This window comes from Exiguobacterium sp. s40 (assembly GCF_018617905.1).
Lineage (GTDB): Bacteria > Bacillota > Bacilli > Exiguobacteriales > Exiguobacteriaceae > Exiguobacterium > Exiguobacterium mexicanum_A.
The window spans coordinates 36136-53654 of record NZ_JACSLC010000017.1; the positions used below are offsets into that span (position 1 = coordinate 36136).

The window sequence follows — 17519 nt, forward strand, 5'->3', positions numbered from 1 at the left end:
GTAATTGTTTGAAAGTAAACCTGTGACAACAGGCTCAAGTTCGAGCAAAGACACCTCGGAAGGGTTTACGGACCGATGTCCACCTTCTGTCTACGGTAATCCAACATATTCGGTTGAACGTGTATTACTTTAACAGCGGTATCACACGTTGTCAACAGTTTATTTCAAGTAGATTACTTGATGAAGTCGGCAGTCGCGACACGGATTCCAGGACCCATTGTCGAAGAAAGCGCGATATTTTTAAGGTAAGTTCCTTTTGCAGTAGCAGGCTTCACTTTCATGAGTGTCTCGATGATTGTCTCGATGTTCTCAGAGAGTTTTGTTGCTTCAAATGACTTCTTACCAACTGGTACGTGGATGTTACCGGCTTTATCAACGCGGTATTCTACTTTACCAGCTTTGATGTCCGCGATTGCTTTCGCAACGTCGAACGTGACTGTGCCTGTTTTCGGGTTAGGCATGAGGCCTTTTGGTCCGAGAACGCGACCAAGTTTACCAACTTCACCCATCATGTCAGGTGTCGCAACGATTACATCGAAGTCGAACCATCCTTGTTGGATTTTAGTGATGAACTCAGAGTCACCGACGTAGTCAGCGCCAGCCGCTTCAGCTTCTTTAACTTTTTCGCCTTTTGCGAAGACGAGAACTTTTTGTGTTTTACCAGTACCGTGTGGAAGTACGACGGCACCGCGGATTTGTTGATCCGCTTTCTTCGGATCTACGCCGAGACGGACAGCAACTTCGATTGTTTCATCGAATTTAGCAGTAGCTGTTTTCTGAACGAGTTCAACGGCCTCAGCGAGTTCGTATGACTTCATGCGGTCAACAAGCTTAGCTGCTTCTTGGTGTTTTTTACCCATGATTCTTTTCCTCCTTGTGGTTAGCGGAATTTCCTCCCACATAATGAAGGGATTGAAGGTGAGCATAATATTCACCGACAATCCCAGAGACTAATAAATTAGTCTTCGATTACAATACCCATACTACGCGCAGTACCTTCAACCATAAGCATCGCTGTTTCAACAGACGACGCGTTAAGGTCAGGCATTTTAAGTTCAGCGATTTCGCGAACTTTATCACGCTTAACCGTTGCTACCTTCTTACGGTTTGGTTCACCAGAACCGCTCTCGATACCAGCAGCTTTCTTCAAAAGAACTGCAGCTGGTGGAGTTTTCGTAATGAATGTAAACGAACGATCTTCGTATACCGTAATGACTACAGGAATAATCAATCCGGCTTGGTCTTGTGTACGAGCGTTGAACTCTTTACAGAACCCCATGATGTTAACACCTGCTTGACCAAGTGCTGGACCTACTGGTGGTGCTGGGTTAGCTTTACCAGCTGGGATTTGAAGTTTAACGAGTTTAGTAACTTTTTTCGCCACGAGACACACCTCCTTAAGTCTAAAATGTGGTTTCTTGGACGTTGTGCGCCCTCCCACTCAATCTATTAGGTCGAGTTTGTACCGAAATATAGCACAACATCAAACATTTCCGATTGTACCATCCGCTTCCGAGAATGGCAAGTGGGTATTAGTTAATTTTCTGAACTTGTTCGAAATCAAGCTCAATTTTTGTTTCACGGCCGAACATGTCAACGACAACTTTGAGCTTCTCTTTATCGGCTTCGATTTCATCAATCGTTCCTTCAAAGTTCTCAAATGCGCCTTCTTTGACACGAACGAGGTCGCCGAGTTCGTAGTTGTAACGATCTTTCTTCTCGATGAGACCCATCTGTGACAAGACGTTCGTCACTTCGTCCGGTTGAAGCGGGATCGGCTTGGCGCCGCCGCCCGTTGAACCGAGGAAGCCGGTGACGTTCGGCGTGTTCCGCACGACATACCACGAGTCGTCAGTCATGACCATCTCGACGAAGACGTAACCTGGGAAGCTCTTCACTTCTTTTTCTTTAATCTTCTTCTCGCCACTCTTGAGCGTGACTTCTTCTTGCGTTGTTTCAGTCGGAACGAGGACGCGGAAAATTTTATCTTCCATGTTCATCGAACCGATCCGACGTTCTAGGTTTTCTTTGACGTTGTTTTCAAATCCAGAATACGTCTGGACAACAAACCATTGTTTCTCCACGGCTTTCACCTCTTTCCTTAGTTGATTAATAGGTTGACGAGATAGCTGACACCAGTATCTACGCCGAACACGAACAGGCCGATCACGACGACCGTCGCGATGACCGTGATGGTATATTTTGTGAGCTCTTTACGAGTCGGCCAACTCGTTTTCTTTAACTCTTTCCATACATCGCGCAAAAAGTTCATGGTAGCTTCCTCCTACGTTGAATGCCAATCTACATTACTTCGATTCTCGGTGTGTCGTATGCGCATTGCAACGCCGACAGAACTTTTTCAGCTCGAGCCGTGTCGTCACGTCGTCTTGTTTCATAGTCGAATAACCGCTCGACCCGCAATCCGAACACGCGAGACTTACTTTCTTTGCCATTCATGAGCGCCCCTTTCGACAGCTCTCCTATAAAAAAGAGCGAAAAAAAAACGCCTCCTGTAAATGGCGTCTACGGACAAGGCGCTGCCTTAAAAGTATCACATAGGAGGCGTGCGGTCAATATCGGTTAGCTCGTCATCGTTTTGACGTCGACATGCCGCTCAAACTTTTTCTTCACGCGCTGTAACGCATTATCAATCGATTTCACATGGCGGTCGAGGTCGTCCGAGATTTCTTGGTACGAACGGCCGTCCAAATAAAGACGCAACACTTTTCGTTCCAAGTCACTCAGGAGCTCTTCCATCTTTTCTTCCATGAACAGTTGTTCTTCTCGCGTCACGAGCAAATCCTGCGGGTCCGTCGGATGCGGCGGCAAGATCACATCGAGCAGTGTCCGATCCGACTCGTCGTCAAAGATTGGCTTGTCGAGCGAGACGTAAGAATTGAGCGGGATATGCTTTTGACGGGTCGCCGTTTTGATGGCAGTAATCATTTGACGGGTGATGCACATCTCGGCAAAACTTTTAAACGAGGCGAGCCGCTCATCGCGGTAATCCCGGACACCTTTATACAGACCGATCATGCCTTCTTGCACGATGTCCTCGTGATCGGCACCGATCAAAAAGTAAGACCTTGCCTTCGCCCGGACGAAATATCGGTAACGTTCAATCAAAAACTCAAGAGCGTCGCTATCCCCCTCATTACGCGCAAGAAAGACCAGCTCTTCGTCGGACATGCTTTCAAATTGCTCGTATGGCCATCCGTTCATGTTTCATACCCCCCGGCGATTGATGAACTTATGTAAGTTTGTGCTCTCATTATAGGCGTCGGTTAAAACGACCGTCAAATAAAATTCTAAAAATTCCGTCAATTACATATCGTGTAACTCATACATCTATTAGTATACAACATTTCTTTCCAAATAAATGTCAAATTAAAAACAAAAGACGAGCCCATTTGATGAACTCGTCTGTGATATCCTTCACCGCCTCATTTACGACGACGAATTTCTTCTAATCGGGCTCTTATGTCTGGTGAAAGGTCAATCGTTTTTCGATTCGACCGATCCTGCTCGAGTGCCGACCGTTCTTTTTCGATCAACACCTGGGCGTGCTTCCAATCCTTCAGTAACTCATTGGCAGGAACCCGGAGCGCTCCTTGTCCGAAGATAACCCACTGTTCGGTGAAGTCGTTCGTCGCGACAAACAACGTCACGAGCCGATCATCGACAAGGGCGTGCGCACGGCGTTCAATCCATTCATCCGCCGTCTCGTTTTCTTTCGTATAGACGACCGCGACACGACTCTGATTCGCTTTCGATTCCCGCCCGTATCGCATATGGGCATCGAAGACGATTGTCACTTCGCGACCCGTGACCGCTTGGTACTCGGCCATCGCTTCAATCAAATCGTTTCGTGCTTTCTCAAAATCGATGTCTCGCAGCTTTCGAAGGTGCGGCCATGCGCCAATAATGTTATATCCATCCACGAGGAGCAATTCCCGTTTCTTGATGCTCATGACAATGGGTTACGTGAGCGATGCACTTCATACAAGAGAAGCGCGGCCGCGACCGAGGCGTTCAGCGATGTGACGTGACCGACCATCGGCATGTGGACGAGGAAGTCACACGATTCGCGTACGAGGCGGCTCATCCCTTTACCTTCACTACCGATGACAACGACGAGCGGCATGTTCCCATCGAGGCGACGATAATCTTGGCTCTCGCTCGCGTCTGTCCCGACAACCCATAGTCCTTTCTCTTTCAGTTCTTCAAGCGTCCGCGTCAAGTTTGTGACGCGTGCGACCGGAATGTACTCGATTGCGCCTGTCGAAGCTTTCGCCACCGTCTGCGTCAAACCGACCGAGCGGCGCTTCGGAATGATAATCCCGTGCGCCCCGACCGCATCCGCTGTCCGTAAAATCGAACCGAGGTTATGCGGGTCTTCGAGTTCATCGAGCAGAATGAACAACGGCGTTTCTCCTTTTGACTCGGCAAGGGCGAACATATCTTCGATCGACTTATATTCGTAGGCGGCAACCGCGGCGACAACACCTTGGTGATGTTCGCTACCGGCCATTTTCTCGAGTTTCGTTTTCGGGACGAACGAGACTTGAACCGATGCCTCGTTGGCCATGCCGATAATTTGAGCGAGCGGCCCTTTCTGTTGCCCTTCCATAATAAAGACCTTGTTCATATCGCGACCGCTCCGGAGCGCTTCCATCACCGGGTTGCGCCCGTAAAGGAAGTCGATTCCTTCTTCGAGCACGTCGACTTCTTGATAGTCTGGTCGTTCTAGTTTTTGACGCTTCGGTCGATCATTTCGCTCGCCGCGCGGACGATCAAATGACCGTTGCTCATGCGCCCTTCCTCCGTCATGTCGTTTCGAATGACTCGGTTTCGAGCCATGTGAACGCTTGTTCGATGAGTTCTTCAAGACGATCCCTTCTTTCCATTAGATATGTGTAACCAATCAATGCTTCGAACGCTGTCGAATAGCGATACGTATGAACATCTGTCCGCTTGGGGATTGAACCGGATTTCGCGTTCTTCCCACGGCGGACGACAGCCGCTTCATCATCACTCAAGACACCTGTCTCGAGCCAGTGGGTTACGACCCTAGCCTGCGCTGCCGCATTTACGTAGCGGATGGCGCCACGATGTAGGTCGTTCGGCTTCGTCATCCCTTGTCCGAGCAGTCGTTTGCGTACCGCCATCTCATAGACGGCGTCCCCCATATAGGCGAGGGCGAGGGCGTTCAGTTGAGGGGCGAGTTGTTTCATAACCGCTTCCACCGCACCCCTTGGGCTGTATCCTCGAGTTGAATCTTCTGTTCTTTCAAGAGATCTCGAATCTCATCGGCACGCGCGAAATTCCGCTCCGCCCGGGCCGTGTTCCGCTCTTGAATCAATTGATCAATTTCCGCGTCAAGCAGTTCCACTTCGTTCGCAATCGTTAAACCGAGCACGCCCGTCAACTCTTCGAACAGGGCGATCACGTGTTCCAACGTCGTTTTCGAGACGTGGTCCGCCTTTGCGTAGATATTGGCTTCACGCGCCAAGTCGAATAAGACCGTCACCGCGTTCGCCGTATTGATATCATCATCCATCGCTTCGATGAACGTGGTTTTAATTGTCGCGAGCTTGCGTTCCATCGCTTCACTCGGTTCTTCAAGACCAGCTGTGACCGACAGGCGGTACGCGACGTTTTGGAATGCTTCCTTGATGCGATCCCATCCGTTCGCCGCTTGTTCAATCAACTCACGACTGTAGTTGATCGGATGGCGATAATGGACCGACAACATGAAGAAGCGGAGCACCATCGCATCGACTTCTTTCAACGCCTCATGGACGAGTAGGAAGTTGCCGAGCGATTTGGACATCTTCTCGTTCTCGATATTGATGAATCCGTTATGCAGCCAATAGTTGGCGAACTTCGTATGGTTGCACGCCTCCGATTGGGCAATCTCGTTCTCGTGGTGCGGGAACTTCAAGTCATGGCCCCCGGCGTGAATGTCGATCGTCGTGCCAAGGTGTTTTTTCGCCATCGCTGAACACTCGATGTGCCAGCCTGGACGACCTTGTCCCCATGGACTTTCCCATGCCGGCTCACCTGGTTTCGCGGCTTTCCACAAGACGAAATCGAGCGGGTCTTCTTTCTTTTCCCCGACGTCGACACGTGATCCCGCGCGTAAGTCTTCAATCGACTGCTGGCTCAATTTGCCATACGTCTCAAACTTACGCGTCCGGAAATAGACGTCCCCGCCTGCTTCATACGCAAAGTCCTGCGTCTCGAGTTCGCGGATGAATGTGATAATCTCTTCCATCGTGTCCGTGACACGTGGATGGACGTCCGCCGGCAATACGTTCAAGGCACCCGTGTCTGCCAAATACGCGTCGATATACCGATTCGTCAACGTACCGACGTCTTCTCCGAGCTCATTGGCGGTCCGAATGATTTTATCGTCGACATCTGTAAAGTTGAGGACGTATTTGACGTCATAGCCTCGATACGTCAAGTAGCGGCGGACCGTATCAAAGGCAATCGCTGGACGAGCATTGCCGACGTGAATGTAATTGTAAACGGTCGGTCCACATACATACATCGACACTTTCCCAGGTACGATTGGTACAAACGGCTCTTTTTTATTCGTGAGGCTGTTGTAAAACTGAATCATGTGTATTCTCCTCCATCCGTTTCTCTAATGAAGCAAGTTTGTCTTCTAGCTGAGCGACGGCACGTTCCAGCCGCTCTTGGCACTCGCGGTCCGGGTCGGGGAAGCGGTGATCGAGATCATGCTGCTTAACCCGTTCGCCGTTCCGGATGACGACCCGGCCTGGAATCCCAACGACCGTCGAGTCGGATGGGACGTCTTTTAAAACGACAGAACTCGCCCCGATTTTGACGCAATCGCCAATCGTGATATTGCCGAGCACTTTCGCCCCGGCAGAGATGAGGACATCATTCCCGATCGTCGGGTGACGTTTCCCTTTCTCTTTTCCCGTTCCCCCGAGCGTCACGCCCTGATAAATCGTTACATTGTTACCGATAATCGCCGTCTCACCAATGACGATGCCAAACCCGTGATCGATAAAGAGACGTTCACCGATGACCGCACCGGGATGAATCTCAATTCCCGTCAACCAACGGCTCGTCTGCGCGATTAACTTCGCCATTAACTTGACTTTGCGCGTCCATAGACCGTGCGCGATTCGATGTGCCCACAGGGCGTGTAACCCTGGATAGGTCAAGACGACCTCTATTTTTGATCTTGCGGCCGGGTCGAGTTCGAGCACGTTTCGTATATCGGCGCTCACACTTTTCCAAAATCCCATAATTGTTCTCCTTTTCCATATCAAAAACAAAGACGCCCCTGTGCCAAGGCACAGAGACGCCGTAAGCGCGGTTCCACTCTGTTTGGGAAAGTTCCCCTCTCATGTCTCGTTAACGCCGAGTCGCGGTCCCGACTACGTATCGCCGGAACGGCTCCGAGGTGCACTTCGACGGGGGACGCTTCTAGAACTTCCAGCCTAGGTTCTAGTCTCTGTTAAGTGTCATACCGCTTACTTTCCTCATCGTTGCCTTTAAGCTAATAATGTTGTGAGACGTGCCAAGACACGCTCTTTGCCAATTAGTGAAATGGCGTTCGGAAGCTCTGGTCCGTGCGTCTGCCCGGTCGTCGCGACCCGGATCGGCATGAACAAGTTCTTTCCTTTTTGGCCAGTCGCCTTTTGTGTCGCTTTCGTCGCTGCTTTGACGGCTTCCGGTGTGAAGTCTTCGATTGCTTCAAGTTGAGCCTTGAATTCAGCGAGGACAGCCGGTACCGTTTCTCCAGCGAGGACCGCATTGGCCTCTTCGTCGTATTCGACCTCGTCTTTAAAGAACAGGTCCGTCAACGTCACGATTTCAGCACCGTGTGTCATTTGTTCTTTATAGAGGGCGATCAACGCTGTCGCCCAATCGGCTTGTTCTATCGACAAGGCGTTCGGTAAACGTCCTGCTTCTTGTAAGAATGGTAAACTGAGTGCCACCACTTCGTCAAGCGAAGCCTGTTTCATATAGACGCTGTTGATCCAAGCAAGCTTCTGTTGGTCAAAGACGGCCGGGCTCTTCGACAAACGACTCGCATCAAACATCTCGATGAACGCTTCTTTCGTGAAGATCTCCTCTTCTCCGACCGGCGACCAACCGAGGAGCGAGATGAAGTTAAAGAGTGCCCCTGGGAGATACCCGAGGTCGGCATACTGCTCGATGAATTGAATGATCGACTCATCACGCTTCGATAACTTCTTATGGTTCTCGTTATAAATCAATGTCATATGACCAAACGCCGGATAGTCCCAACCGAGCGCGTCATACACCATCATCTGTTTCGGTGTGTTGGCGATATGATCATCCCCGCGCAACACGTGGCTGATTTTCATCAAGTGATCGTCGACGACGACAGCAAAGTTATATGTCGGGATCCCGTCCTGTTTGACGATGACCCAGTCTCCGAAGTCTTTCGACTCGAACGAGACGTCGCCTTTGACGACATCGGTCCACTTGTACGTGACCGACTCTGGTACACGAATCCGAATCGATGGTTTACGTCCCTCAGCTTCGAACGCCGCACGTTCTTCTTCGCTCAAGTTACGATGGGCTCCCGAATAACGAGGTGCTTCGCCACGTGCGATTTGGGCTTCGCGCTCCGCCTCAAGTTCTTCAGACGTCATATAGCACTTGTATGCGAGCCCCTTGTCCATCAACTCGTTCACGTATTGATTGTAAAGGTCGAGGCGTTCCATTTGGAAGTACGGGCCGAAGTCGCCGCCGCGGCCTGGGCCTTCATCCCAATCGATGCCGAGCCATTCCAAGTATTTCATTTGGCTCTCGACACCGTTCTCGACGTTCCGTTTCTGGTCCGTATCCTCGATTCGGAGAATCATCTTCCCGCCAGCATGGCGAGCATATAAATAGTTAAATAGCGCGGTCCGGGCGTTCCCGATATGAAGGTGACCCGTCGGACTCGGCGCATAGCGTACGCGCACTTCACTCATAATATTTCCACCTTTCTTCTCTTCTGCCCAAATAGTATACCACTTTTGTCAAGCGCGGTTGAGCAGGATGACCGCCTGAGCGGCAATTCCTTCTTCACGTCCTGTGAAGCCGAGCTTTTCGGTCGTCGTCGCTTTGACGTTCACTTGGCTGATATCCGCTTCAAGCAACTCGGCGATAACCGCTCGCATGTCGTCGATGTACGTTCGGAGCTTCGGTCGCTCCGCCATCACCGTCGCATCGACGTTGCCAAGCACATAGCCTTCTGCTTTGACGAGTTGCCACACGTGTTGTAACAATACTTTCGAGTCTGCATCCTTAAACTCAGGGTCCGTGTCCGGGAAATGCTTGCCAATATCGCCCGCTGCAATCGCCCCGAGCGCCGCGTCGGCAATCGTATGCAACAAGACGTCCGCATCTGAGTGGCCAAGTAGACCGCGGTCATGCGGAATCTCGATTCCTCCTAAAATAAGCGGACGCCCTTCCGCGAACGCGTGTACATCAAATCCTTGTCCGATTCTCATCGATAATCCTCCTTCGTTAAAATCGCTTCTCCAAACAATAAATCTTCTGGGGTTGTCATTTTAATGTTGTGATAGTCCCCTGTAAGGACAATCACTTTTTTACCAGCCCACTCGAATAAACTCGCATCGTCCGTCCCGATAAATCCTGACGCTTCCGCCTGATCATGAACCGCTCGGATGTCAGCCGCAGGAAATGCTTGCGGGGTTTGCGCCAGCCAGAGCGCCTCACGCGGCACAGTCTGTGTGATGTGTCCGGTTGCGACTTGTTTGACCGTATCTTTGACCGGCACAGCAAGAATCGCACCTTCCGTTCGAGCAGCTTCCGCGATAGCGTGAAGTTGATCAATACGCACAAACGGCCGTGCCCCATCATGAATCAAGACGACGGCATCCGGGTCGACGACTTGTAAACCCGACCGAACGCTCTGTTGTCGTTCTTCCCCACCCGTCACGTATGTAATCGGGGTCTCTAAATGATGCAACTGTCGCTCGAACCACCCTTGTTCCTCAGGACGCACTGCGAGCACGATGCGCTCACACCATGCATCTTTCGAGAACGCTTCGACCGTCCATACGATAATCGGCTTCCCTTGTAACGTCAGCATCAATTTGTTCTCATCGGCTCCCATCCGCTTCCCTTTCCCTGCGGCTGGGATGACCACGGTATAACGCACCATTCCATTCACCTCTGTTCGTGAAAAAAGAGAGCGCTAATGCGTCTCTTTTTCCATGCTTATTCAGGACGCGCAAAAATCATACGGCCAGCCGATGTTTGAAGAACGCTCGTCACGACAACAGGCAATGTCTTCGAAATCAACTTGCGCCCACCTTCAACGACGACCATCGTGCCGTCTTCGAGGTACGCGACGCCTTGATTTTGTTCTTTACCTTCTTTAATGACCGTCACGACCATCTCTTCCCCCGGGATGACAATCTGTTTGACTGAATTTGCCAAATCATTAATGTTCAGCACAGGGACATTTCGAACTTCGCACACTTTATTCAAGTTGTAGTCGTTCGTGACGACAATCCCTTTTTTCAATTCGGCCAACTTGATCAATTTAATGTCCACTTCGGCGACGTCTTCAAAGTCCCCATCATAGATTTCTACTTCGATGCGGTCGTTGTCTTGTAACTCCTTCAAAATATCAAGACCGCGACGACCACGGTTCCGCTTCAACGTATCCGACGAATCGGCGATATATTGAAGCTCGCCGATGACGAATTGTGGCACGATGAGCGTGCCTTCGATGAAACCGGTCTTCGAAATGTCGGCGATCCGACCGTCGATAATGACGCTCGTATCCAAAATTTTATCGTTCGAGCGGCGCAACGGTTCTGCTTCCGGCTTCTCGCGTTCACTCTTGACGAACAGTTTAATCCATTCGTTCCGCTTCCGATAGCCGACAGCGAAACCGAAGTACCCGAACAAGGCGGTCACGAAAATCGGTACGATTTTGCTGAGTAAGAAGATATTTGTTACTTCTAATGAGACACTGATCAAAAAGGCAATCAACAAACCAATAATCAATCCGATCGACCCGAACAAAATATCACCGACCGGTAAACGGACGAGCCGTTCTTCAACAAAACGGATAAATTTAACGACCCCATCGGTCAAGAATAAACTAAGAATGAAGAAGATAAGTCCACCAATCAAACTAGCCACATAAGGAATCGTCAACCAAGCCGGTACATTCACTCCGAAGTCACCTAACAGCAACATCGCTTCGATAATACCGAACCAACCGACGACGAGTCCGATTAAAATAAATCCGATTCGTACAGCAATCTTCACTCATTCCACCTCCTTTATTATGAATTAAAATTTCAAGAAATTAACACTTTCATTGTAACATGGTTTTTTTGAAAGCGTTCGTTACAAAGCGTTAAAAACTGCCGGAAGCGCCCCGTCAGAACGGGATGGCAAGTTGGAGCGCTTCATCGACAGTACTGACACCGACGACATCGATACCAGGTGGGGCCGTCCAGCCCCCGAGGTTATTTTTCGGGATAATCGCCCGCGTAAATCCGAGCTTGGCCGCTTCGGCGACACGCTGTTCAATCCGTGACACCCGTCGCACTTCCCCGGTCAATCCAACTTCGCCGATACATACATCCGTCGGACGTGTCGGACGGTCCCGGAAGCTTGATGCGATCGAAATACAAATGGCCAAGTCGATGGCCGGTTCGTCCAATTTAACGCCCCCGGCCGCCTTCAAATAAGCGTCTTGCGTTTGGAGCAAGAGACCCGAACGCTTCTCGAGCACAGCCATGAGAAGGGCGACCCGGTTCTGGTCAATCCCGGTCGCCATCCGGCGCGGGTTCCCGAACGAGGTCGGCGAGATGAGCGCCTGTAACTCGACGAGCACGGTCCGCGTCCCTTCCATCGATGCGACGACGGTGGAGCCCGAGACGCCAGCAGTTCGTTCTTCCAGGAAGATTTCAGACGGATTGAGCACTTCTTCGAGCCCGCCTTCTTTCATTTCAAAGATGCCAATCTCGTTCGTCGAACCGAACCGATTTTTGACGGCCCGTAAAATACGGAACGTGTGGTGACGTTCGCCTTCAAAGTAAAGGACCGCATCGACCATATGCTCGAGCAGACGAGGACCGGCAATCGAACCTTGTTTCGTCACGTGACCGACGATAAAGACGGCAATTCCACGGGTCTTGGCGATTTTCATGAGCGCTGCCGTACATTCCCGAACTTGGGCGACACTACCTGGCGCCGACTGAATCTCATCCATATAGACGGTTTGAATCGAGTCGATAATGACGAACCCTGGTTCCTCTTCATCGATGACCCGTTCAATCATCAACATATCCGTCTCCGCGAGGACATATAAATCCTCGGTCGGGAGGCCGAGCCGCTCGGCGCGAAGTTTCGTCTGTTTGAGCGATTCTTCCCCGGAAATATAGAGCACTTTCCGTCCACTGTGCGCCAAATGGGCGCTCACTTGAAGCAAAATCGTCGACTTTCCGATTCCCGGATCGCCACCGACGAGGACGAGTGAGCCTGGAACGATTCCGCCCCCAAGCACGCGGTCAAACTCTTGACTGTTCGTATGGACGCGCGTCTCTTCTTGTGACACAACGTCCGACAGACGCTCCGGCTTCAGCTGTCTTGAGGAGCTATGAACGAAGGCGGCTCCCCGCTTTGCCTTTTTCTCTTCGACAAACTCTTCAACGAGTGTGTTCCATTCATTACATCCTGGGCAACGCCCCATCCATTTTGCGGATTCGTACCCGCATGACTGACATACGTATTTCGTTTTAATTTTTGCCATGATGTTCCTTTCCGTCTAAAAAAGCCCCCTCACATGAGAGAGGGAGCCTTGTAGTTACTGAACGACACCTTCATTACGGACGACGAATTCGCCGTCTTGTACATCGAGCGCCACTTTGCTGCCTTTTGTGATGCTGCCACTGAGCATCGCTTCTGAGAGTCGGTCCTCAACCTCACGCTGGAGCGCACGGCGGAGTGGACGAGCCCCGTATTCCGGATCGTACCCGACTTCGGCGATTTTCTCGAGCGCCGATTCCGTCAAGCTGAAATCAATCCCTTGTTCCCCGAGACGTTTTGTAAGTGTCTCGGCCATAAGTTTGACGATTTCTTGGATGTGTTCTTTTTGGAGCGAGTGGAAGACGGTGATTTCGTCAATCCGGTTCAAGAACTCAGGACGGAACGCCTTCTTCAACTCTTCCATAACTTTATCCTTCATTTCCGTATATTCACGCTTCACGTCATCTTCAACCGTGAACCCGACGTACTTGTTCCGTTTGAGCGCTGCCGCACCGACGTTTGACGTCATGATGACGACCGTGTTCCGGAAGTCGACCGTACGCCCTTTCGAGTCGGTCAAGCGACCGTCATCGAGCACTTGGAGCAAGATGTTGAACACTTCAGGGTGAGCCTTTTCAATCTCATCAAGCAAGATGACCGAATATGGTTTGCGGCGAACTTTCTCTGTCAATTGACCGCCCTCTTCATAACCGACGTAACCTGGAGGCGATCCAACGAGACGACTCGTCGCGTGTTTCTCCATGTACTCCGACATGTCGATTCGGATGATGGCGTCTTCGTCACCGAACAACGCTTCAGCTACAGCACGAGCCAGCTCGGTTTTCCCGACACCAGTTGGTCCGAGGAAGACGAACGAACCAATCGGACGTTTCGGATCTTTCAATCCAGCACGTGCTCGGCGAATCGCCCGCGAAATCGATTTAACGGCTTCATCTTGACCAATGACTCGGCCGTGGAGAATTGATTCGAGTTTGAGGAGACGGTCTGTCTCTTCTTCAGCAATCTTCGTCACAGGTACACCTGTCCAGTTGGCGACGACTTGCGCGATGTCTTCTTTCGTTACTTCGAGTTTTTCGTTCCCTTGCTTATTCTGCCATTCCGATTTGAGCTGTTCGAGTTCATCTCGAAGTTTCTGTTCGGTATCGCGTAGTGAGGCAGCCTTCTCGAACTCTTGACTCTGTACAGCCGAATCTTTTTCTTTGCGAATCGACTCAAGACGAGCCTCGAGTTCTTTCAAGTTCGGCGGTGCCGTGAATGAGCGAAGTCTTACTTTCGAAGCAGCCTCATCGACGAGGTCGATCGCTTTATCTGGAAGGAAGCGGTCCGAGATGTAGCGGTCCGAGAGAACAACGGCCTCATGAATCGCTTCATCTGTGATTGTGACGCGATGGTGCGCTTCGTAACGGTCACGTAACCCGAAGAGAATTTGTTCTGCCTCATCCGTCGTCGGTTCATTGACTTGAATTGGTTGGAAGCGACGTTCGAGCGCGGCATCCTTTTCGATATATTTACGATACTCATCGAGTGTCGTCGCACCGATACATTGAAGTTCGCCACGTGCGAGTGACGGTTTCAAAATGTTCGACGCGTCGATTGCGCCTTCAGCGCCGCCAGCTCCAATCAATGTGTGCAATTCGTCGATGAAAAGAATGACGTTCCCAGCTTGGCGAATCTCATCCATCACTTTTTTCAAACGATCTTCAAATTCACCGCGGTACTTCGTTCCAGCGACGAGTGTACCCATATCGAGCACCATGACGCGCTTATTCCGAAGTGTTTCCGGTACTTCATTGTTGATGATCTGTTGGGCGAGCCCTTCGACGACTGCCGTCTTCCCGACCCCTGGTTCCCCGATGAGGACCGGGTTGTTTTTCGTCCGGCGTGATAACACTTCGATGACACGTTGAATTTCGCCTGAGCGACCGATGACCGGATCAAGACGGGATTCTCGCGCTTGCTGTGTCAAGTCACGAGCTAAGCCGTCAAGCGTCGGTGTAGCAGCACTTGTACCTGGTTGTGATGCATTAGCTGACGACTCAGTGTTTCCTAAGAGCTGGAGCACTTGCTGACGTGCCTTCGTCAAACTGACTCCAAGGTTGTTCAAAACACGAGCCGCCACCCCTTCGCCTTCACGAATCACGCCGAGTAAAATGTGCTCGGTGCCGACGTAAGAATGTCCAAGTTTTCGAGCCTCGTCCATCGAGAGTTCGATTACTTTTTTTGCACGCGGTGTATAGTGAATCGTCGATCCGTTTTCTGATCCACGGCCAATGAGTGCCTCCACTTCTTGTTGAATCTTTTCAGACGTGAGTCCGAGGGCGAACAGTGCTTTAGCAGCAATCCCTTCCCCTTCACGGACGAGTCCGAGTAAAATATGTTCCGTACCAATATTATGATGGCCAAGTCGTACCGCTTCCTCTTGTGCTAAAGCTAATACGCGCTGAGCTCGTTCTGTAAATCGACCAAACATCATTGACAAAACCTCCTTAAAGTTGGATCAAACTAAGCCATGATCTAACGTTCGACGAACGAGAGTCGCTCGTTCGCGATCTCGTTCTTTCGTAGATAATGTTTTCCCGAAATGTTTTTGTAGGAAACCTGATTGAAGCTTTACAATTAATTCGTGAAACTGAGGTGGACTCCAGTCGGACAAAATACCAAGGTCACTCGCCAAATGCAAATCCGACAGACGTTCAATCGCTTCTGTCGATGATAACAGTTTCGCATAACGTAAAATTCCGTATGAGCGATAAAACTGGTCCTCTAACTCGTCTTGGTTGCTAGCCAGTAGCTCTTCCCGTGCTTGTCGTTCCGCCTGAATGACTTGCTCCGTAACTTCCATAAAATCTGTCAACAACTGTGATTCATGACTGCCGAGTGTGCGTTGATTCGATAATTGAAACAATCGTCCCGCCGCGTCGCTACCTTCTCCATACCGTCCCCGAATCGTATATCCGAGCTTGCGAAGCTCTTTCAATATAGGAGTAATTCGCCCTGTCAACGTTAGCCCTGGGAGATGGAGCATCACTGACGCTCGAAGTCCTGTACCGATATTACTTGGACAAGTCGTTAAATATCCGAGCTGTTCGTCATATGCGTATGGGAGAGATTCGCCACAGAGAACATCGACTCGTTTCGCGAGTTCAAACGCTTCTTCCACTTGATAACCCGGGAGTAACGTTTGAATTCGTAAGTGATCTTCTTCATTAATAAGCACACTGATCGTTTCATCTTCACTTAACAAGACGGCACTTTCTTCTTTTCCAGCAATCGTTGGGCTAATCAAATGTTTTTCAACGAGTGCTTGTCGTGTCACTACATCGTAAGTGCCCATGTGCAAATATTCGAAGCCTTGCAATCCGCCAAGTGACATTTCAACACGTTGACAAAGCTGATGTTGACTTTCTTTAGATAAAACCGGAGAAAAGACTGTATCTTTTAAGTTACGCGCTAGACGGATACGAGTGGAGATGACTAAGTCATCAAGTTTCGCTCGCTCTTTCATCTTCGGACCGAGTGGATGCTTGAGAAATGGTTCCATCATGCCTCACCTTGTCCTTTCAGCTGAATTATTTCTTTTTTAATTCGCGCTGCACGTTCATAATCTTCTTGTTCGACGGCTCGTTGTAACTCCCCTGCTAACTTTTGGAGTCGCTCTTCGATTCGCTCGTCGGGTGTGCGCAAGGCATCAGGCATCGAACCGACGTGAACATCATGGCCTTGCTGGTACTGCCGAGTGATTTTAATCAGTTCATCACGAAATACCGTATAACAAGTAGCGCATCCAGCTTTTCGTAAATGAACCAGCTCGTTTTGTGTCAGTTGACACGTGGGACAGCGTTTCACGACCGGTACATAACCTGACATGAGTTCTACTGTACAATTACGACATAGTTTACGCGTTACAGGAATTCCATTCTCCACTACTTGAATTTCATTGACGGCAGGTCGCCGTTTGCATCGTTCACATAGCATAGATGTATGCCTCCGTCAGTCAATGGTAACTAAGTAATTTCATTAATGCGAGTAACTGTTGTCTTCGAATCAAGTGTCGATCTTCAGCGTTCAAGCCGAGCGCTTCATCTGACAACAAGTGGTACAGCAAACGAACTTCTCGTTCACTTAACATTCCTTCTTCAAACAAGCGAATCAAGATATTCTCGACAAGTTGTTCAGAAAGACGAGGATGATCGTGTAAAATATCCATCAAACTAGCCAACACGTCTTGTTTTTCATGCAAAATCACACGACGAATGCGAATGTATCCTCCGCCTCCACGCTTACTTTCGACCAAATATCCCTTTTCGACCGTAAAACGCGTATTGATGACGTAGTTGATTTGAGACGGAACACACTCGAAACGCTTAGCGATATCTTGCCGTTTAATTTCAATCGCTTCGGCCTGGCTCTCCTTCAGCACTTGCTTCAAATACTGTTCGATTACATCCGATATGTTTCTCATCTCCACCACCCTCTGACCATCTTTGACTTTTGACTATATTCTATCATTGATTCAAAAAAAGGCAAACGAAAAGCGATGTCGCAGTTGCGACATCGCTAGATATACAAAAAAAGAACGACCAAGCGGATGCTTGATTGTCCTTCGCGTTGGCCTGGCAACGTCCTATCCTCACAGGGGGAGACCCCCAACTACTTTCGGCGCTGAAGCGCTTAACTTCCGTGTTCGGCATGGGAACGGG

At 50.1% G+C, this 17519-nt stretch carries 20 protein-coding genes, 1 rRNA gene and 2 other annotated features (1 of these 23 running past the window's edge); all 21 genes read right to left on the minus strand.

Annotation, left to right across the window (positions count from 1 at the left end; all coding sequences use genetic code 11):
* Positions 1 to 114 (minus strand) — a sequence feature (ribosomal protein L10 leader region); it reaches 40 nt to the left of the window's first position.
* Positions 115 to 173: 59 nt separating this feature from the next.
* Positions 174 to 860 (minus strand): 50S ribosomal protein L1, encoded by a 687-nt coding sequence (gene rplA, locus KNP02_RS13175; RefSeq protein WP_034781720.1) that lies wholly within the window; start codon positions 858 to 860, stop codon positions 174 to 176.
* A 98-nt stretch (positions 861 to 958) separates the two neighbouring features.
* Positions 959 to 1384 carry a 50S ribosomal protein L11 gene (gene rplK / locus KNP02_RS13180; protein ID WP_021066593.1) on the minus strand — a complete coding sequence of 142 codons (426 nt, stop codon included), beginning with the start codon at positions 1382 to 1384 and terminating at the stop codon, positions 959 to 961.
* A 148-nt stretch (positions 1385 to 1532) separates the two neighbouring features.
* Positions 1533 to 2084, minus strand: a complete 552-nt coding sequence (gene nusG, locus KNP02_RS13185; RefSeq protein ID WP_034781725.1) for a transcription termination/antitermination protein NusG — start codon at positions 2082 to 2084, stop codon at positions 1533 to 1535.
* A gap of 17 nt (positions 2085 to 2101) precedes the next feature.
* Positions 2102 to 2272: a preprotein translocase subunit SecE gene (gene secE / locus KNP02_RS13190; RefSeq protein ID WP_012727692.1), complete on the minus strand. Its 171-nt coding sequence runs from the start codon at positions 2270 to 2272 to the stop codon at positions 2102 to 2104.
* 34 nt (positions 2273 to 2306) lie between these two features.
* Positions 2307 to 2453 (minus strand): 50S ribosomal protein L33, encoded by a 147-nt coding sequence (gene rpmG / locus KNP02_RS13195; protein WP_034781727.1) that lies wholly within the window; start codon positions 2451 to 2453, stop codon positions 2307 to 2309.
* 127 nt (positions 2454 to 2580) lie between these two features.
* Positions 2581 to 3222 carry an RNA polymerase sporulation sigma factor SigH gene (gene sigH / locus KNP02_RS13200; RefSeq protein ID WP_034781729.1) on the minus strand — a complete coding sequence of 214 codons (642 nt, stop codon included), beginning with the start codon at positions 3220 to 3222 and terminating at the stop codon, positions 2581 to 2583.
* Between the two features lie 221 nt (positions 3223 to 3443).
* The gene (locus KNP02_RS13205; RefSeq protein ID WP_034781731.1) at positions 3444 to 3971 is read right to left on the minus strand and encodes a YacP-like NYN domain-containing protein; all 528 of its coding nucleotides are present in this window, start codon (positions 3969 to 3971) and stop codon (positions 3444 to 3446) included.
* Positions 3968 to 4720: a 23S rRNA (guanosine(2251)-2'-O)-methyltransferase RlmB gene (rlmB, locus tag KNP02_RS13210; RefSeq protein ID WP_034781752.1), complete on the minus strand. Its 753-nt coding sequence runs from the start codon at positions 4718 to 4720 to the stop codon at positions 3968 to 3970. Before rlmB ends, KNP02_RS13205 begins: the two co-directional genes overlap by 4 nt.
* Positions 4721 to 4826: 106 nt before the next feature.
* Entirely contained in the window at positions 4827 to 5234 is a 408-nt protein-coding gene (locus tag KNP02_RS13215) for a Mini-ribonuclease 3 (RefSeq protein ID WP_214709851.1), read from the minus strand.
* On the minus strand, positions 5231 to 6628 hold the full coding sequence (gene cysS / locus KNP02_RS13220; protein WP_214709853.1) for a cysteine--tRNA ligase: 1398 nt from the start codon (positions 6626 to 6628) through the stop codon (positions 5231 to 5233). The genes KNP02_RS13215 and cysS overlap by 4 nt, the downstream gene beginning before the upstream one ends.
* Positions 6597 to 7286: a serine O-acetyltransferase gene (gene cysE / locus KNP02_RS13225; RefSeq protein ID WP_021066584.1), complete on the minus strand. Its 690-nt coding sequence runs from the start codon at positions 7284 to 7286 to the stop codon at positions 6597 to 6599. Before cysE ends, cysS begins: the two co-directional genes overlap by 32 nt.
* A gap of 49 nt (positions 7287 to 7335) precedes the next feature.
* Positions 7336 to 7539 (minus strand) — a binding site (T-box leader).
* The gene (gene gltX, locus KNP02_RS13230) at positions 7536 to 8993 is read right to left on the minus strand and encodes a glutamate--tRNA ligase (RefSeq protein WP_214709865.1); all 1458 of its coding nucleotides are present in this window, start codon (positions 8991 to 8993) and stop codon (positions 7536 to 7538) included. Its footprint overlaps the feature before it by 4 nt.
* Before the next feature lie 45 nt (positions 8994 to 9038).
* Positions 9039 to 9512 (minus strand): 2-C-methyl-D-erythritol 2,4-cyclodiphosphate synthase, encoded by a 474-nt coding sequence (gene ispF, locus KNP02_RS13235; protein ID WP_021066582.1) that lies wholly within the window; start codon positions 9510 to 9512, stop codon positions 9039 to 9041.
* Positions 9509 to 10186 (minus strand): 2-C-methyl-D-erythritol 4-phosphate cytidylyltransferase, encoded by a 678-nt coding sequence (ispD, locus tag KNP02_RS13240; protein ID WP_332908975.1) that lies wholly within the window; start codon positions 10184 to 10186, stop codon positions 9509 to 9511. The genes ispF and ispD overlap by 4 nt, the downstream gene beginning before the upstream one ends.
* A 59-nt stretch (positions 10187 to 10245) precedes the next feature.
* Positions 10246 to 11310, minus strand: coding sequence for a PIN/TRAM domain-containing protein (locus tag KNP02_RS13245; RefSeq protein ID WP_214709857.1), 1065 nt, complete (start codon positions 11308 to 11310; stop codon positions 10246 to 10248).
* A 115-nt stretch (positions 11311 to 11425) separates the two neighbouring features.
* Entirely contained in the window at positions 11426 to 12802 is a 1377-nt protein-coding gene (radA, locus tag KNP02_RS13250) for a DNA repair protein RadA (RefSeq protein WP_034781742.1), read from the minus strand.
* Positions 12803 to 12856: 54 nt separating this feature from the next.
* Entirely contained in the window at positions 12857 to 15292 is a 2436-nt protein-coding gene (gene clpC / locus KNP02_RS13255) for an ATP-dependent Clp protease ATP-binding subunit (RefSeq protein WP_214709859.1), read from the minus strand.
* 24 nt (positions 15293 to 15316) lie between these two features.
* The gene (locus KNP02_RS13260; protein ID WP_251130746.1) at positions 15317 to 16363 is read right to left on the minus strand and encodes a protein arginine kinase; all 1047 of its coding nucleotides are present in this window, start codon (positions 16361 to 16363) and stop codon (positions 15317 to 15319) included.
* Complete coding sequence (locus KNP02_RS13265) at positions 16360 to 16794, minus strand: UvrB/UvrC motif-containing protein (protein WP_214709863.1); 435 nt, start codon at positions 16792 to 16794, stop codon at positions 16360 to 16362. Before KNP02_RS13265 ends, KNP02_RS13260 begins: the two co-directional genes overlap by 4 nt.
* Positions 16795 to 16813: 19 nt before the next feature.
* Positions 16814 to 17281 (minus strand): CtsR family transcriptional regulator, encoded by a 468-nt coding sequence (locus KNP02_RS13270; RefSeq protein ID WP_114166644.1) that lies wholly within the window; start codon positions 17279 to 17281, stop codon positions 16814 to 16816.
* Between the two features lie 149 nt (positions 17282 to 17430).
* Positions 17431 to 17519: ribosomal RNA gene (rrf, locus tag KNP02_RS13275) — 5S ribosomal RNA — on the minus strand; the annotation flags it as partial.

Coding starts and splice junctions, on each gene's coding strand:
- cysE (WP_021066584.1), bottom strand. CDS start 7,286: ATGGGATTTTGGAAAAGTGTGAGCGCCGATATACGAAACGTGCTCGAA.
- KNP02_RS13265 (WP_214709863.1), bottom strand. CDS start 16,794: ATGCTATGTGAACGATGCAAACGGCGACCTGCCGTCAATGAAATTCAA.
- KNP02_RS13205 (WP_034781731.1), bottom strand. CDS start 3,971: ATGAGCATCAAGAAACGGGAATTGCTCCTCGTGGATGGATATAACATT.
- clpC (WP_214709859.1), bottom strand. CDS start 15,292: ATGATGTTTGGTCGATTTACAGAACGAGCTCAGCGCGTATTAGCTTTA.
- secE (WP_012727692.1), bottom strand. CDS start 2,272: ATGAACTTTTTGCGCGATGTATGGAAAGAGTTAAAGAAAACGAGTTGG.
- ispF (WP_021066582.1), bottom strand. CDS start 9,512: ATGAGAATCGGACAAGGATTTGATGTACACGCGTTCGCGGAAGGGCGT.
- KNP02_RS13260 (WP_251130746.1), bottom strand. CDS start 16,363: ATGATGGAACCATTTCTCAAGCATCCACTCGGTCCGAAGATGAAAGAG.
- rpmG (WP_034781727.1), bottom strand. CDS start 2,453: ATGGCAAAGAAAGTAAGTCTCGCGTGTTCGGATTGCGGGTCGAGCGGT.
- KNP02_RS13270 (WP_114166644.1), bottom strand. CDS start 17,281: ATGAGAAACATATCGGATGTAATCGAACAGTATTTGAAGCAAGTGCTG.
- sigH (WP_034781729.1), bottom strand. CDS start 3,222: ATGAACGGATGGCCATACGAGCAATTTGAAAGCATGTCCGACGAAGAG.
- KNP02_RS13215 (WP_214709851.1), bottom strand. CDS start 5,234: ATGAAACAACTCGCCCCTCAACTGAACGCCCTCGCCCTCGCCTATATG.
- radA (WP_034781742.1), bottom strand. CDS start 12,802: ATGGCAAAAATTAAAACGAAATACGTATGTCAGTCATGCGGGTACGAA.
- cysS (WP_214709853.1), bottom strand. CDS start 6,628: ATGATTCAGTTTTACAACAGCCTCACGAATAAAAAAGAGCCGTTTGTA.
- rplA (WP_034781720.1), bottom strand. CDS start 860: ATGGGTAAAAAACACCAAGAAGCAGCTAAGCTTGTTGACCGCATGAAG.